Raw genomic sequence first — 14,758 nt, 5'->3', positions numbered from 1 at the left:
ATGGACAGGATGACGCGCGGGCTGGTCGCCGGAGCGGCCGGGACCACCGCACTCAACATGGTGACCTATCTCGATATGGCCCTCCGGGGGCGACCGGCCAGCAGCACACCCGAGCAGAGCGTGGAGAAGCTGGCCGACGCCGCCGGGGTCGACCTGGGCGAAGGGGAGAAGGCCGAGAACCGCAAGGCCGGGCTCGGGCCGATGCTCGGCTTCGGCACGGGCCTCGGCGCCGGGCTGGTCTACGGCCTGCTGGCGGGGCGCCGGCGCTTCCCGCGGCCGGTCGGGACGGCCGTCCTGACCGGGCTGGCCATGGCCGGATCGAGCGTCCCGATGACCGCCCTCGGCCTGACCGACCCCCGCGAGTGGTCGGCGTCGGACTGGGCGTCCGACGCCGTCCCCCACCTGGCGTACGGCGCGGTGGCCGCCCTCGTCTACGACGCCCTGAACTAGCCGGCGCGGGCGCGCTTGCTCAGGAGGGCGTTCGCAGGGCGGGTCACGGGCTTGGGGCGGTGAACGGGGGCTCGTCCTGCGCGCAGGTGGTGCCAAGCGCGGGAAGCTTCCCGGTCACCAGGTAGGCCGCCTGGTGGTCGTCGGCGCAGGTGCTCCTGTTCTGGATGGCGCCGTGTCCGTATCCCTCGACGGTGAGGAGCCGGGCTCGGGACAGTTCTCTGGTGAGGGCCACCGAGTTGGCGTAGGGCGTCTGCGGGTCGTGGGTCACGCCGATCACCAGGACCGGGGCGGACGTGTGCCGGTTCCAGGGGCCGGCGTAGCGGTCGCGGTCGGTGAACGCCCAGTCCGCGCACACGGCCAGTTTCCAGGCGGACATGCGTCCCGCGTCGCCGGAGCGGCCCTCGGCCCAGGCCGCCTGCGCGGGATAGGACGAGGGGTCGCGCGGGTTCGGGCTTTCCGAGCAGGCGATCGCGGCGAACTGCTCGGGACCGTCGTACCTGTCTCCGGTGTCTTGGACGCGAGTGTGGTGCGGGGCGCGAGGAGCGGTGCCGTGGGCGGCCTGCCAGAGCGTCTGCAGGAGCTCCGCGCCCTGGGGCCAGCCGGCGTCCACCGCGCCGGGGATCGCGGTCGTGGCCTCCAGCGTCCACGAGACGGCGGCCACGGTCGAGGCGTACGTGTAGGTCTCGTCTCCGACCTGGACCGGTCGGCGGCGCAGTGCTTCGAGGAGCGCGCTGTATTTGGCGCGGGTTCCTTCGGCGGTGCCGGTGGAGAACGGGCAGCGGACGGACCCGGCCCGGCCGCACAGGTCGAGGAAGGCGTTCAGCGTCCGCATCCGGTCCACGTCCTCGCGCAGGCGCAGGGCCGTGCCCAGCCGCCTGGCCTCCCCGTGCCGTCCCTTGGTGTACGCCACCGGCTCCAGGACGCTGTCGAGGACCATGGCGCGGACCCGTCCTGGGAACAGGTTCGCGTAGGTCGCGCCGATCAGCGTGCCGTACGAAAGGCCGTAGTAGCTGAGCTTGGGATCGCCGACGGCCCGGCGGAGCAGATCCATGTCCCTGGCCGTGTTCGCCGTGGAGACATGGGACAGCAGGGCCGGATCGCGCGTCGCGCACGCCTTCGCGAAGCGCGCGAAGACGGCGAGGGTCCGACTCTCCTCGGCCTGCCCGATGGGGAAGCCGGCGGGAAGCCGGGAGAACAGCTCCTGCTCGTCGGCGGCGGTCGGGAAGCACTGCACGGCGGTGCTCTCGCCGACCCCGCGCGGGTCGAACCCGACGACGTCGAAACGCTCCTTCACCTGCTGGGGGAACCGGTCGTAGAGCGCGGGGAGATAGGACGTGAGGGCGTTGCCGGGCCCGCCGGAGTTGAAGAAGAGGGTGCCGATGCGGTGCCGCCGGTCGGCCGCCGGGCGTTTGATCACCCTGAGGTCGATCTGGGGGCCGTCGGGATGGTCGTAGTCGAGCGGGACGCGCGCGGTGTCGCAGACGTACGCGCCGCCGCCCTGGGCGCAGCGTTCGTCCCAGCGCAGCGTCGGGACCGGTGGCCGGTGCCCGGCGTCGTCCGCGGCTCCGGTCCGCACCGTCGCGGCCGAGGCGGTGCAGGCCGCGAGGGCGGAGGCGGCGAGCGCCAGCGCCACGGCCGACCAGGGGGTGCGGCGTGAGCGGGGCCGCTCGGGGGAACGCCCAAGAATGCCGTACATGATGATCTCCTTGCGGTGCCGGCGGGTGATGCCCGCGCGGCCGGGGAACGGTGGGGTCACGCGGGGCTCGCCATCACCTCCGCCGGATGCGGGCGCATGGCGGCGCGGCTCGACAGCAGCGTGACGACGAGCGTCAGCGCGCTGGCCGAGCCGATCACGGTGAGGAAGATCCAGGGCGGCCCGCCGGGTACCGGGGAGCCGTTCAGCGCGATCCCGAACGGCACCAGCGTCAGGGCCGCGACGGCGCAGCCGAGGAGCACGCCGGAGACGGCGACGATCAGGCCCTCGACAGTGATCATCCGGAGCAGCCGGTCGCGGTCGGCTCCGACGATCCGCTGCAGCGCGAACTCGCGCCGCCGTTCCGCCGCGGCGATGATCAGCATGTTCACCAGGGTGATCACCGTGTAGCCGATGATCACGGCGACGAACAGGTAGTTCACCGAGGCACCGGTCCGCTCCTGCTCGGCCTGTGCCGCGACGGCCTCGTCCCGTCCGGCGACCCGTATGCCGGGCCGGTCCGAGACCCGCGCGGAGAGCGCGGCGGCCAGCCGGTCGCGGCCGACGCCGGGGGCGGCGCGCACGAGGATCTCCGCGGGCATGCCGGCCGTGGTGTGCCGGGCCAGCAGGGGCGCGGGCATCAGCACGGTCGCGGGCCCGTTCCGCGTGGTGAACAGCGCGACGACCCGGAGGCCGGCCTTCGCGCCGTCGCCCAACCGGAATGTCACGGTGTCGCCCACGCCCACCCCGCCGCCGATCCGCCGCGCATGCCGGACATCGAGGGCGACCGTGTCGTCGCGCAGGTCGGTGAGCGCGCCGGCGGTGACGGAGACCGCCGTGGTGGCCCCGGCGCCCTCCGGGCTGACCCCGCGCAGCTCCAGCCCGTCCTCGCTCTGCCCGGCGAGGCGCGGCGTCTCGACGAACCCGGTGCTGGTGACCAGCGCCGACGCCGCCGCGACGCCCGGGGTCGCCCGGACGGTGTCCACCAGGCCGAGGGGAACGCCTCCGGTGGACGAGGTGACCACCGCGTCCGCGCGCAGGCTGCCGGCGAACACGTGCCGCGCGTCGGCCGCCTGCGAGGTCTGGAGGTAGATCAGGCCGGTGGCCAGCCCCGTCGCGAGCATCACCGGGGTGAGGGCCGCGGCCGTCCGGTCCCTTCGCGCCCGCACGTTCAGCAGCGCCAGGTACCCGGCGTTCCCCGGCAGGGCGCGCAGCGCGGGCCGCAGCGCCGCCGTGACGACCGGAACGATCAACGGGGCCAGCAGCGCCAGCCCGGCCGCCCAGAGCATCGCCGACGGTCCGGCGGTGCTCGCCGCCACCGGCCCGGACAGCACGATCGCCGTGACGAGCATCAGCGCGAAGGCGCCGCAGAGGCAGACCAGCGCGGCGCCGATCCGGAGCGGGCCGAGCCGCCGGGCCGGCAGGGACGCCTGGACGAGCGTGCGGGCGGGACGGGCCGTCGCCGCGCCATGGACCGCGACGAGCGCCGCCACCACGGCGGTCAGCAGCGCGACCCCGGCCGCGGCGGCCGGCGGGATCCAGCCCTGCCGGAAGGCGATCTCGGCGGGGACCACGTCGTGCCCGGTGATCTGGCCGAACAGCGCCCGCCCGGCCCGGGGCCCGAGCGGCCGGGCCAGCGCGGCGGCCGCGGCGGCCGCCAGGACCGCCTCGCCGAGGACCATCCGGCGCAGCTGCCCCGGGGTGGCGCCGATGATCCGCAGCAGCGCCGTCTCGCGCTGCCGCTGCTGGACCGACAGCCCCAGCGTGCTCGCCGCGACGAAGACCACCACCATGATCGCCAACCCGCCGAAGACGGCCGCCAGCACGATGAGGATCTCCCCCGCGGGCCGGACGTCGGTGAACTCGGCGTGCCCGCGGTCGCCTCCGGTGGCGACGGTCACGTCGTGTCCCGCGAGCGCGGCGGAGAGCCGTCCGGCGAGTTCGCCGGTGCCCGTTCCCGGGGCCGGGAAGACCGCGAGCGCGTCGATCTGCCGTGGGACGATCCGCCGCACGTCCGGATCGGAGAAGAACACCCCGGCCGGCAGCTCCGGGCGGCCCGCGGCCAGGCCCGCGACGCGGAAGCGCTCGACCGTGCCGCGTACCGCCAGATCGACGGTGCCGCCTGGCCGCGCTCCCACAGCGGCGGCCGTCCTGACGTCCAGCACCACTTCGCCGTGACTTCTGGGCTCCCGTCCGGCGGTCAGGGCGTAGGGCGCGAGCGAGGCCGATGACCAGCCATGACCGGCCGGTCGTTCGGGCATGGGCAGGAGTCCGCGGCCGTCCGGGGCGAGCACGGCGACGGGAAGGAGACATCGGGCACCGCCCTCCCGACACCGGGCACGGCCCGAACGGCGTCCACCAGCTCGGGTGCGAGGCGGACCCGTTCGGGGAGCGTCACATGCTCGGCGTCGCCGGACTTCGGCACCCGGTAGGACTGGTCGCCGGTCACCACGACGGGCGCGCCCGCCAGCCTGCGCGGCGGCGCGTCGGCGCGGATGCCGGTCTCCATCAGCCCCCCGCACGCCGTGACGATCAGCACGCCGAGGAACAGGGCGGCGAAGGAGGCGGCGAGGCCGCCCTTCCGGAAGCGCAGGGTGCGCAGGGCGAGCCGGAGCATCACGACACCTCCTCGCGCGGGCGCCCGCCGTCGCGGCCCCACGCGCCCAGCCGGGTCATCCGCTCGGCGATCGCTTCGGCGGAGGGCTCGGGCATCTCGTCGGTGATCCGCCCGTCGGCCAGGAACACGACCCGGTCGGCCTGGGCGGCCGCCACCGGGTCATGGGTGACGATCACGACGGTCCGCCCCGCCTCGCGGACCGCGTCGCCGAGCAGGGCGAGGACCTCCCGGGCGCTGCGGGTGTCCAGCGCCCCGGTCGGCTCGTCCCCGAAGACCACCGCCGGCCCGGTGATCAGCGCCCGCGCGATGGCCACCCGCTGCTGCTGGCCGCCGGAGAGCTCGGCGGGGCGGCGCCGTCCCATCGAGGCGAGACCGACCCGTTCCAGCGCGTCGTCCACGGCCCGCCGCCGTGGCCTGCCGCCCGCGAGCCGGATGGGGAGCGCGACGTTCTCGGCCACGCTCAGCGCCGGCAGCAGGTTGAACGCCTGGAACACGAACCCGACGCGTTCGCGCCGCAGCCGCGTGAGGGCGCGCTCGCGCATCCTCGTCAGGTCGTGGCCGTCCAGTACGGCCGAACCGGAGGTCGGCCGTTCGAGACCCGCCGCGCAGTGCAGGAGCGTGGTCTTCCCCGAGCCCGAGGGGCCCATGATCGCGGTGAAGCCGCCCCGCCTGATCGCGATGGTGACGTCGTCGAGGGCGACGACGCCGTTCCGCTTGTTCCCGAACGTCTTGCGTACCGCCTGGAGGCGGACGACGTCATCCGCGTCCGGCTCTTCCGGACCCATGGCCGGACCGGCGAACCTGGTCATCTCGCTCCCTCTGCCGTCTCCGGTGCCCCTGCGTGGACCGGGTGGTGCGCGCCGCTTTCGGAGGGCGCTCGTCCTGATGCGTCGAGCGTCGCGCGGCGTGCGGGGGACGCGGCAGATACCGATGTCGTCAGTCGGCAGTGATGAACGTCATCGGTGAGACGGGGACATCGGCATCTGCCCCCGGGCCCGGCCGGGTGGCGACAATGGTTCGCGATCGTCCAGGGGCGGGCGGTCGTCGCCGGCGGGATCGTCGTCGCGAGAACGATCGGGGCGGACAGCCATGCGGAGAGTCCGGGGAGGTCACGTGCTGGACGCCGTCGCCTTCCCGGCCGCGTCCCGGGGCGAGCGCATATCCTGGTGGACCCCGGGTTCACGGGTGGAGGGCCACCTGAAACCGCGTTCGAGAACCGATCTGCTCGCCTCACCCGCGGCGGGCTTCGTTCCGCTCGCCACCATGGGCGCGGTCGCCTACAGCGTGCTGATCCCCGCGGTGGAGCTGTGGCGGTTCGCCCTCATCTCCACCGACACGGCGCGTACCGCGGGGGCGGTGCTGGCCACGGCGGGCTACCTGCCCCTGCACGTCAGGCACGTGCGCCACGCCGCCCGGGGGACCCGTCCCCCGAGAGCCGGCTGGACGGTCGCGGCGATGGCGCTGATCATCGTCGGGGTGCTGCCGTACCTGGGGGCGCTGTGGCTGGGGCAGTTCCACGCGCTGGCGGTCTCGGTGCTCATCGTGCTGCGCCGTCCCTGGTCGGTGGCGCTGTTCGGGGTGATCGTGGCGGCTCAGCCGCCGCTGGCGGTCCTGCTCGGCCGCCCCGACATGGCCGCGTTCTTCACGATCGCCGGGGCCCTCAAGGGCCTGCCGGTGTTCCTGCTGATCTGGCTGGTCGGCGCGGTGCGCCGGCTGCACGCGGCGCGGCGCGCACTGGCGGACAGAGCGGTCGCGCGCGAGCGGCTGCGGATCGACCGGGAGCTGCGGGAGACGGTGGGCGCGGCCCTGGAGTCGATCACCGTGCGGGGTGAGCGGGCGGGCGCGCTGGCCGGATCCGACCGGGCCGCGGCGGAGGCCGAGCTGCGCGCGCTCGCCGGGGGCTCGCGGCAGGCGCTGGCCGAGGCCCGGCGGCTGGTCCGCGGCTACCAGCGGACCTCGCTGCACGCCGCGCTGGACACCGCGACCACCCTGCTGTCGGCGGCGGGCATCGAGAGCCGCGTCGTCCTGCCGGACGGAGACGTCCCGGACACCGTCGACGAAGCCCTCCATGCCGCGCTGCGCGCCGACGTCGCGCGCCTGCTGCAGGACGACCTGGTCCGGCGCTGCGTCATCGTGGTCGCCCGCCACGACGGACGGCTGCGCCTGGAGGCCAGGGCCGAACCCGCCGAACCCGGCAACCCCGGCGAACCCAGTGGCCCCGGCGACATCGCGGCCGGTGCCCGGTGAGCGCCGCGTCCGCCGAGTGGCTGGAGGGGCCCGCCTGGTCGCCGCGCCGGGCCCGCTGGTTCCTGGTCGCCGCGCACCTGCCGTTCATCCTGGCGTCCCCGATCTACGCGATCAGCGGTCCGGACGGTCCCGTCGCCCGGAACCCCGCGGTGCCGCTCCTCGCCGGGTCGGTCATCGGCGCGCTGCAACTGCGGCACAGCTTCGCCGCGGTGCGCGGAGAACGCCCGCGCGGCTGGCACTGGACGTTCCTGGCGCTGATCGTCCTGGTCTACCTGCCGATGCCCTGGTTCACCGGCAACTGGATCGACATGCAGCTGTTCGTGGTCGTCTCGGCGATCATGCTGCTGCGCGGGGCCGCCGCGGCCGCGGCGGCCCTCCTGCCCGCGGTGGGGACCCTGGTGGCGCTGATCTTGTCGCCGCCCGGCGACTACGCGGACGTGGGCGTCGTCGAGCGGGTGGCCTGGGCCGCCTTCTGGCTGTCGGCCGGCTTCACGATCGGCGTGGTGGCCACGTGCGGGTCGGTCTGGCTGGTGCGGATCGCCGACGAGCTCCAGGCCACTCGCACCGAGCTGGCCGAGGTCGCCATCGGGCGGGAGCGGCTGCGCGTCTCCCGCGACCTGCACGACCTGCTCGGCCAGAGCCTGGCGGCGGTGTCCCTCAAGGGCGACCTCGCGCTGCGGCTGCTGTCCAAGGACCCGGCCGCGGCCCGCGCGCAGATCGAGAACCTCACTCTGGTGGCCCGCGAGGCGCTGGTCGGGATGCGGGCCGTGGCCAGGAACGAGCATTCGGTGTCGCTGGAGGAGGAGACCAGGGGCGTGGCCGCACTGCTCGACGCCGCCGGCATCGAGGCCCGGGTGGAGGTGCGCCTGCCCGACCTCGACCCGGCCGTCCAGGACGTGCTCGCCTGGGCGGTGCGGGAAGGGGTGACCAACGTGCTGCGCCACAGCGACGCCCGCACCTGCTCCATCACCGCGCGGCGCCGCGGCGGCGCCGTCCGGCTGGAGATCGTCAACGACGGGATGCGCGAGCCGAAGGGCGAGGGCAGCGGCCTGGCCGGGCTGGCCGAACGCGCGCGGGCCCTGTCCGGCTCCGTGTCCGCCGACGGGGCGAGGGGCCGGTTCCGGCTGCTCGTCGACGTTCCCGAGGAGACTCTCTGATGATCAAAGTGCTGATCGCCGAGGACGTGCACATGATCCGCGGCGCGCTGGTCGCGTTGATCCTGCTGGAGGACGACATGGAGGTCGTCGCGGAGCTCGACCGCGGGGACCGGATCGTCGCCACCGCCCTGGAGACCCGGCCGGACGTGGCCGTCGTCGACATCGACCTGCCGGGCATGGACGGCCTCACCGCCGCGGGCGAGCTGTACGAGCGGATGCCCGAGTGCCGGGCGCTCGTCCTCACCGGGCTCAGCCAGCCGGGCAACCTGCTGCGCGCGCTCAAGCTCCACGTCCGCGGCTTCATCGTCAAGGACGCGCCCGCCGAGACCCTCGCCGACGGCATCCGCCGCGTCGCCGCGGGGGAGCGCGTCATCGACCCCGACCTGGTCGCCGCCGCCCTGGAGACCGGCAGCAGCCCGCTCACCCCGCGCGAGGCCGACGTGCTCCGCGCCGCCGACGGCGGCCTGTCCACCGAGGAGATCGCCGTCTCCCTCTCCTTGACGCGGGCGACGGTCCGCAACTACCTCTCCAACGCCATCACGAAGGTCAACGCCCGGAACCGCATCGACGCCATCCGGATCTCCCGCAACGCCGGCTGGCTCTGATCCGCCCGCGTGAACGGCCACGAGATACGGCTCGGTCCCCTGGCGGACGTCGCCGTCGGCGTCATCCGCCACCCCGGAGCGACGGTCTTCTCGATGCTCCACGACGTGCTGGGAGGCCGCCCTCAAGGGGTGCCGCCGGAGTGGCGCGGGGCCGTCCGGCGCGCTCTCCCGCGGTCGGATGCGGCTTTCATGGGCTCTCTGATCGCTTCGGGACGCGGCTGGGTGCCCGAGCAGATCGTGTTGCCCCGGACGCTCGCGACCATGGACATGGCGACGGTGCTGGAGGAGCTGGACGGACTCGATCCCGGCCTCCTGGCGGCGGAGGTCGAGTTCCGCCTCGGAGGAGACGCGCTGCCTCCCGCATGGCGGGCCCTCGTCGAGCGGCCCGCGGCCTTCGTGGACTCCTACCGCCGCCTGCTCAAGGCCGCGTGGGAATGCGTCGCCCCCTGGTGGTCCCTGACGGACGACCTATACGGGCGCGAGATGGAACGGATCGGCGTCGCGGCCGTCGCGGGCGGTCTTGAGACCGTGATGAACGATCTGAGCACGTCCGTGCGTTTCGATGACGGCCTGCTGCGGTTGGCCCGCTGCCCGCACCGGCGACCGGCCGGGTCCGGGTGGCGCCGCCTCGTCCTCGTGCCGCTCGCCTCGGGGTTCTCCGCCGGCATGTACAGCGTCGAACGCGATGACGCGATCTGGATCGGCTACCCGCTCCCCGGCCTCGGCCGGATCGTCGAGCGCCAGGAGGACCCCGCGCCCGTGCCGGACGACGCCCTGGCCCTCGTGCTCGGGCCGGTCCGCGCGGCGATCCTGCGGCACGCGGGCGACCGCCCGTCGGTGAGCGACCTCGCGAGCCGCCTGGCGGTCGGCGTCAGCACGGTCACGTACCACTGCGACCATCTGGTGACCGCGGGCCTTCTCCGCCGCGAACGCCGGGGCCGCGAGGTGCGCCTGCGCCGCACCGACCTGGGCACGAGCCTCCTCGACCTCCTCGCCCGCTGAACGACCCGCCACGACACGGGCGGGTTCAGCGGCAGCGGCGGAAGGCGGCGGGAGGGACGCCGTGCCTTCTCGTGAAGTGCCGGCGCAACTGCCCGGGTTGGAAGCCCACTTCCCGGGCGATGGCGGAGACCGGCTTGCCCGTCGTCCGCAGCAGTTCCTCGGCCCGGTCGAGACGCTGCTCGCGCAGCCACGCCATCGGTGTCGTCCCGGCCGCCTCCCGGAACCATCGCGCGAACGTCCGCGAGCTCATCAGCGCGTGCCGGGCCATGTCGTCGACGGACAAGGACTGATCCAGCCGGTCCAGTGCCCAGGCCAGCAGTTCCGCCAGATCCCCCTCCTGGGCCCAGCTCCACGCGCAGGGCGCGTCGGGCAGCAGATCGACCGCCACGGCCTGCGAGACCGCGGCGCCGTGCTCACGCCGCAGCAGGTGCAAGCACATGTCGATACCGGCGGCCGTTCCCCCGGCCGTCACGACCTGTCCCGCGTCGACGTACCGGGCCCGCGGTTCCACGGTCACCGATGGATGATCCCGGGCCAGCCGCGCGGCCAGATCGGGATGGGTCGTGGCACGGCGGCCGTCGAGCAGCCCGGTACGGGCCAGCAGAACCGAACCCGCTCCGAAGGCCGCGACGACGGCTCCCCGCTCGTACGCTTTCCGAATCGCCTCGGCCGCCGCCGGGTCCAAGGTGAGCGGCCGCTTCTCGGTCGGCAGCACCATCACCAGGTCCGCCCTGATCAGCGACGCCGGGCCCTGCTCCACATCGACCCGCCACCCGAGGTCGGTGCGCAGGGGACCGGTCGCGTCCGCGCAGACGGCGAAGTCGATGCGAGGAAGCCTTTGGGCCCGCCGATCGGCGAACACCCTTCTGACCGCGCTCAACCCCAACGAGCTCACACCGGGCACGGCGTAGGCGGCCACTGACCGGAACGGCAGGGCCCCCGCCCCTTCGCCCGCCCTCCGGCGATCAGGTCGATCGAGACACGTGACGCTCATGCTCCCCCACGAGTGAAGTCCTCCGAAAGGCCGTGCCCTTCCCTGGGACTCTCGCCGATGCGCTGCCCGGCCGCGAGCCTTTCGAAGGCTCTCGAAAAGGCACCGGGCGCCGAACCGGCCGCGGATCCGCCCCGGGGAGAGGAGCAGATCCGCGAACCTCGCCACCGGTCAGAAGTCGCGGTTGGTGATCCGCACGCTGCCGGTCTCGTCGCCGGTGGTCGAGGTGATCCGCACGCTGCCGGTCTCGTCGGCCGATGCCGATGACGCCCCGACGACTCCGAGGCCGCCGGCGAAGATGCCGGCGGTGAGCATGACCACGGCAATGCGTCGCATATTTCCCTCCATTGTCTGGACGAACACCGCATCAGCGTGCCATCTGCCCGGCTTCCACCATGAGACGGTCAGCTGCCATTCGACGCGGCATTTCTGCCATTTCGGCCCGGCTGGCGGAAAGCCTCTGTTCTGGCAGTGCCGGACGGCGCGCGTGCTCGGCGGTGCAACCGGTGGCGGCGGGGCGGGGTTCAGAGGGCGAGGCGCGTCCGAGGCGGGCGCGCTCGCCTATGAGAGGGGTACCCATGGACCTGCGGCTCGCCGGACGCGTCGCGATCGTCACCGGAGCGTCGAAGGGGATCGGGGCGGCCGTCACGCGGACGCTGCTGGACGAGGGCGCCCGCGTCGTGGCCGTGTCCCGCAAGCCCGGCGGGGAGCTGGACGCGCTCGCCGGGCCGAACCTGCTCCACGTGTCCGCCGACCTGATGGACGCCGCCGCCCCGGCGCACGTCGTGGAGCGCGCGGTGGAGGAGTTCGGCCGGCTCGACGTCCTGGTCAACAACGCGGGCGGGCCGCCGCCCGGGGCCATGCTGCCCCGGTTCGGGTTCCTGACCCCGTCGGACGACGACTGGCGTGCGATGTTCGAGTTCAACCTGTTCGCCGTGGTGCGCGCGGTCCGGGCGGCGATGCCGCACCTGCTGGAGAGCGACGCGGCGTCGATCGTCAACGTGTCGTCGGGGAACGGGCGGCGCCCCGGGCCGATGAACTACGACTACAACGCGGCGAAGGCGGCGCTGAACAACCTGACGAAGGGGCTGTCGGAGGAGTTCGCCCCGCAGGGCGTGCGGGTCAACTCGGTGTCGCCGGGCCCGGTCCGGACGCCGTGGTGGACCGACGAGGGCGGCGCCGCCGACATCATCGCCGGGGCAACCGGCTCCGACCGCGACGCCGTGCTGGACGGCGGCGCGGCCGAGATGATGAGCCTCACGACCGGCCGCCTCGCGACGCCGCAGGAGGTCGCGGACGTGGTCGTGCTGCTGGCGTCGCCGCGGTCGGCGAGCACCACCGGGGCCGACTTCGCGGTCGACTCCGGCTTCCTCAAGGAGGTCTGAGCCTCCCGGTGCGGCCCCCGGCTCCCGCGGCCGGGGGCCCGCACGGTCATCCGGCCTTCCTGCGCGGCAGCAGCAGCGCCGGGACCAGGGCCAGGGCCAGCATGGCCACCGCGAAGAGGTAGGTGTGCCGGAACGCGTCCGCCAGCGGCCCGGCGACCGCCCGGTGCCCGTCCGGTCCCAGCCTGTGGACGGCCTGGAGCGGGCCGCCCTCCCCGTCCGGCACCAGGCCGCTCATCAGCGCGGACAGCACGACCGACGCCGCCGCCATCCCGACGGCGCCCGACATCGTGTTGAGCAGGTTGACCGTCGCGCTCGCCGCCGGCGCCCGGTCGTGCGGCAGGCCGCGGGTCGCCGCCGCCATCGCGGGCATCATCGTCGCGCCGCCGCCCGCGCCCATCAGCAGCATCGTCGCGCACAGCCCCCAGTAGGACGCGTCCGCGTCGAGCTGGGCGGTGAACAGCGCGAACCCGGTGAGGGCGGTCGCGACCGACACGGGCACGAGCCGCCCCGGCGGCACCCGGTCGGCGATGCGGCCCGCGACCTGCATCGCCGTCCCGGAGCCGAGCGCGAACGGGATGCCGATCACCCCGGCCATCGTCGCGCTCTCGCCCCGGACGACCTGCAGGTACAGGGGGAGCAGCAGCATCGACCCGAAGTAGCCGAACGAGAACAGGGTCAGCGTGCCGGTCGCGGCGGCGAACGTCCGGTCCCGGAACCCGCGCAGGTCGATCAGCGGATGCCGGGCCGTCAGCGCCCGGACCGCGAACGCGATGACCAGCGCCGCGCCCGCGGCCATCGGCACCAGGACGCCCGGCGAGCCGAACCCGCCGCGGTCGCCGCCCGTCGTCACGCCGTACAGCACGAGGGCGATGCCGGGCGAGAGCGTCAGCAGGCCCGGAAGGTCCAGCGGCCTGCCCTCCGCCGGGACGTCGCGCGGGAAGACCCGCAGGACGAGGACCACGACGGCCGCCGCCACGGGCAGGTTCACGAAGAACATCCACCGCCACGACACCTCGTCGATCAGCCAGCCGCCGAGGACGGGCCCGGCCAGCGGCCCGACGAGGATCGACAGGCCGAGCGTGCTCATCAGCCGGCCGAGCCGCTCGGGCCCGGCGGCGCGCAGCAGGATCGTCATGCCGACCGGCATCACCAGCCCGCCGCTGAACCCCTGCACGACCCGGAACGCGATCAGCGACTCGATGTTCCACGCCAGCCCGGCCAGCAGCGACCCCGCCCCGAACGCCGCGATCGCGCCCAGGTAGAGGCGGCGGGCGCCGAACCGCCCGACCGCCCACGCGCTGGACGGGATCACCGCGCCGAGCGCCAGCGAGTACCCGGTCGCCACCCACTGGATCGTGCCGAGCGGCGCGCGGAACTCCTGGGACAGCCGGTTGATCGCGACGTTCACCACCGTGGTGTCCAGCGTGATCATGATCGAGCCGAGGACGAGGACGAGCGCGACCGCCATCGGGTCCGGCCCCGTCCGCTCCCGAGGCGGGGCCTCCGCCGTCGCGGTCACCTCAGCTCCCGTACGGGCGGACGGCCCGGGCGTCGCGCAGCGCGTGCCCCCACCAGGCGAGCTGGTCGAGCATCCCCTTGGCCGCCGCGGACGCGCCCTCGGGGTCGTTCGGCCGGCCGTCACCGCCGAACCAGTTCCACGGGCTGTGGAAGCTGACGGTGTCGCGCACGGTCATGGCGTGCAACTCGGCGAAGACGGCCCGCAGGTGCTCGACCGCGCGCAGCCCGCCCGCGAGCCCCCCGTACGAGACGAACGCGACCGGCTTGGCCCGCCACTCGTGGAAGTGGGTGTCGATCAGGTTCTTCAGCGTGCCGGGGAAGCTGTGGTTGTACTCGCAGGTCACCACGACGAAGGCGTCGGCCTCGCGCAGTGTCGCGGTCACCCGCGCGAACCGCTCGGACGCCTTCGCCCCGAGCGCGGACGGCGGCGGCTCGTCCGCCACGTCGACGACGTCGACGATCAGGTCCTCGCGCTGCCGGGCCTGTTCGGCGAACCAGTTCCCCACGGTCGGCCCGAACCGTCCCTCCCGCGTGCTCGCGATGATGATCGCGACGCGCAGCGGTGCCTTGGTCATCGGTATCTCCTTCAAAGGCGCGGTCTGATGACGCGTCCGAAGCTACGGAGAGCGCCGTGGGCGGCTCATCTGTCAGATGACCGGGGTGCCCTACCTGTCCGCGCAACGGCCGCCGGCCGGCGCGGCCGCCGGGGACGCCTGCGCCTCCCCGATCTGGGCGGCGAGCGCGTCGCGCAGTTCCGTCAGGCGCGCGATCTCGGCGTCGAGGACGTCCAGCCGGCGTCGGGCGACCCCGGCGCTCCGCGTGCAGCCGGGGCCGCCGTAGGGCGGCAGGGCGTCGCCGTCCAGCAGGTCGAGCCGGTCGGCGCAGCCGCGGATGTCCTCGATGGTCAGCCCGAGGGACAGCATCCGGCGGATGGTCAGCACGCGGGCCACCTCGCGCGGCCCGTACGTCCGCTGCCCGCCGGAGGTGCGGGACGGCGGCGGCAGGAGGCCGCGCTGCTCGTAGAACCGCAGTGCCCGCGGGGTCGTTCCGGCCGCCGCCGCGGCGTCGCCGATCCGCATGGGGACTCCTCTCG

Annotated in this window: 15 protein-coding genes; 6 read left to right on the top strand and 9 right to left on the bottom strand. The window is 74.3% G+C overall.

Annotated elements, in window-relative coordinates; translation table 11 throughout:
- Entirely contained in the window at positions 1-450 is a 450-nt protein-coding gene (locus AB0C21_RS09070) for a hypothetical protein (protein WP_500203499.1), read from the top strand.
- Positions 451-493: 43 nt separating this feature from the next.
- Here the strand turns inward: AB0C21_RS09070 and AB0C21_RS09065 are convergent, their stop codons facing one another.
- Genes AB0C21_RS09065 through AB0C21_RS09050 form a run of 4 tightly spaced genes read right to left on the bottom strand, consistent with a single transcriptional unit; the run spans position 494 to position 5,569 of the window.
- Entirely contained in the window at positions 494-2,206 is a 1,713-nt protein-coding gene (locus tag AB0C21_RS09065; RefSeq protein ID WP_500203498.1) for an alpha/beta hydrolase, read from the bottom strand.
- Positions 2,203-4,404: an FtsX-like permease family protein gene (locus AB0C21_RS09060; RefSeq protein WP_500203497.1), complete on the bottom strand. Its 2,202-nt coding sequence runs from the start codon at positions 4,402-4,404 to the stop codon at positions 2,203-2,205. Before AB0C21_RS09060 ends, AB0C21_RS09065 begins: the two co-directional genes overlap by 4 nt.
- Positions 4,344-4,760: a hypothetical protein gene (locus AB0C21_RS09055; RefSeq protein WP_500203496.1), complete on the bottom strand. Its 417-nt coding sequence runs from the start codon at positions 4,758-4,760 to the stop codon at positions 4,344-4,346. Before AB0C21_RS09055 ends, AB0C21_RS09060 begins: the two co-directional genes overlap by 61 nt.
- Complete coding sequence (locus AB0C21_RS09050) at positions 4,760-5,569, bottom strand: ABC transporter ATP-binding protein (RefSeq protein WP_500203495.1); 810 nt, start codon at positions 5,567-5,569, stop codon at positions 4,760-4,762. Before AB0C21_RS09050 ends, AB0C21_RS09055 begins: the two co-directional genes overlap by 1 nt.
- Before the next feature lie 304 nt (positions 5,570-5,873).
- Here AB0C21_RS09050 and AB0C21_RS09045 point away from each other — a divergent pair, with 304 nt between their 5' ends.
- The 4 genes from AB0C21_RS09045 (at position 5,874) to AB0C21_RS09030 (ending at position 9,771) form a co-directional block, all read left to right on the top strand.
- Positions 5,874-7,007, top strand: coding sequence for a histidine kinase (locus AB0C21_RS09045; RefSeq protein ID WP_500203494.1), 1,134 nt, complete (start codon positions 5,874-5,876; stop codon positions 7,005-7,007).
- Positions 7,004-8,164, top strand: a complete 1,161-nt coding sequence (locus AB0C21_RS09040; RefSeq protein ID WP_500203493.1) for a sensor histidine kinase — start codon at positions 7,004-7,006, stop codon at positions 8,162-8,164. The genes AB0C21_RS09045 and AB0C21_RS09040 overlap by 4 nt, the downstream gene beginning before the upstream one ends.
- Positions 8,164-8,769: a response regulator transcription factor gene (locus AB0C21_RS09035; protein ID WP_353820029.1), complete on the top strand. Its 606-nt coding sequence runs from the start codon at positions 8,164-8,166 to the stop codon at positions 8,767-8,769. The genes AB0C21_RS09040 and AB0C21_RS09035 overlap by 1 nt, the downstream gene beginning before the upstream one ends.
- A gap of 189 nt (positions 8,770-8,958) precedes the next feature.
- Entirely contained in the window at positions 8,959-9,771 is an 813-nt protein-coding gene (locus AB0C21_RS09030) for a hypothetical protein (RefSeq protein ID WP_500203492.1), read from the top strand.
- A gap of 25 nt (positions 9,772-9,796) precedes the next feature.
- Here the strand turns inward: AB0C21_RS09030 and AB0C21_RS09025 are convergent, their stop codons facing one another.
- A complete protein-coding gene (locus AB0C21_RS09025; RefSeq protein WP_500203491.1) occupies positions 9,797-10,651 on the bottom strand; it encodes a GlxA family transcriptional regulator in 855 nt (284 codons plus the stop codon).
- Between the two features lie 282 nt (positions 10,652-10,933).
- A complete protein-coding gene (locus tag AB0C21_RS09020; protein WP_500203490.1) occupies positions 10,934-11,098 on the bottom strand; it encodes a hypothetical protein in 165 nt (54 codons plus the stop codon).
- Between the two features lie 242 nt (positions 11,099-11,340).
- On the opposite strand from AB0C21_RS09020, the gene AB0C21_RS09015 reads away from it, so the two are divergent.
- Entirely contained in the window at positions 11,341-12,147 is an 807-nt protein-coding gene (locus AB0C21_RS09015; RefSeq protein WP_149260692.1) for an SDR family NAD(P)-dependent oxidoreductase, read from the top strand.
- 46 nt (positions 12,148-12,193) lie between these two features.
- Here the strand turns inward: AB0C21_RS09015 and AB0C21_RS09010 are convergent, their stop codons facing one another.
- From AB0C21_RS09010 to AB0C21_RS09000, 3 genes are all read right to left on the bottom strand, one after another.
- Positions 12,194-13,666 carry a DHA2 family efflux MFS transporter permease subunit gene (locus tag AB0C21_RS09010; protein WP_500203489.1) on the bottom strand — a complete coding sequence of 491 codons (1,473 nt, stop codon included), beginning with the start codon at positions 13,664-13,666 and terminating at the stop codon, positions 12,194-12,196.
- A 1-nt stretch (position 13,667) separates the two neighbouring features.
- Positions 13,668-14,240 (bottom strand): NADPH-dependent FMN reductase, encoded by a 573-nt coding sequence (locus tag AB0C21_RS09005; protein ID WP_500203488.1) that lies wholly within the window; start codon positions 14,238-14,240, stop codon positions 13,668-13,670.
- 90 nt (positions 14,241-14,330) lie between these two features.
- Positions 14,331-14,744 (bottom strand): MerR family transcriptional regulator, encoded by a 414-nt coding sequence (locus tag AB0C21_RS09000; protein ID WP_500203487.1) that lies wholly within the window; start codon positions 14,742-14,744, stop codon positions 14,331-14,333.
- Between the last annotated feature and the right edge of the window lie 14 nt (positions 14,745-14,758).

This window comes from Spirillospora sp. NPDC049024 (assembly GCF_040649235.1).
GTDB lineage: Bacteria > Actinomycetota > Actinomycetes > Streptosporangiales > Streptosporangiaceae > Spirillospora.
This window is presented reverse-complemented; position numbering and strand designations above follow the sequence as displayed.

Bases quoted from the DNA above. Each gene is read 5' to 3' on its own strand.
- AB0C21_RS09030 (WP_500203492.1), top strand. From the start codon at position 8,959: ATGGGCTCTCTGATCGCTTCGGGACGCGGCTGGGTGCCCGAGCAGATC.
- AB0C21_RS09035 (WP_353820029.1), top strand. From the start codon at position 8,164: ATGATCAAAGTGCTGATCGCCGAGGACGTGCACATGATCCGCGGCGCG.
- AB0C21_RS09000 (WP_500203487.1), bottom strand. From the start codon at position 14,744: ATGCGGATCGGCGACGCCGCGGCGGCGGCCGGAACGACCCCGCGGGCA.
- AB0C21_RS09060 (WP_500203497.1), bottom strand. From the start codon at position 4,404: ATGCCCGAACGACCGGCCGGTCATGGCTGGTCATCGGCCTCGCTCGCG.
- AB0C21_RS09015 (WP_149260692.1), top strand. From the start codon at position 11,341: ATGGACCTGCGGCTCGCCGGACGCGTCGCGATCGTCACCGGAGCGTCG.
- AB0C21_RS09050 (WP_500203495.1), bottom strand. From the start codon at position 5,569: ATGACCAGGTTCGCCGGTCCGGCCATGGGTCCGGAAGAGCCGGACGCG.
- AB0C21_RS09005 (WP_500203488.1), bottom strand. From the start codon at position 14,240: ATGACCAAGGCACCGCTGCGCGTCGCGATCATCATCGCGAGCACGCGG.
- AB0C21_RS09055 (WP_500203496.1), bottom strand. From the start codon at position 4,760: ATGCTCCGGCTCGCCCTGCGCACCCTGCGCTTCCGGAAGGGCGGCCTC.
- AB0C21_RS09020 (WP_500203490.1), bottom strand. From the start codon at position 11,098: ATGCGACGCATTGCCGTGGTCATGCTCACCGCCGGCATCTTCGCCGGC.
- AB0C21_RS09070 (WP_500203499.1), top strand. From the start codon at position 1: ATGGACAGGATGACGCGCGGGCTGGTCGCCGGAGCGGCCGGGACCACC.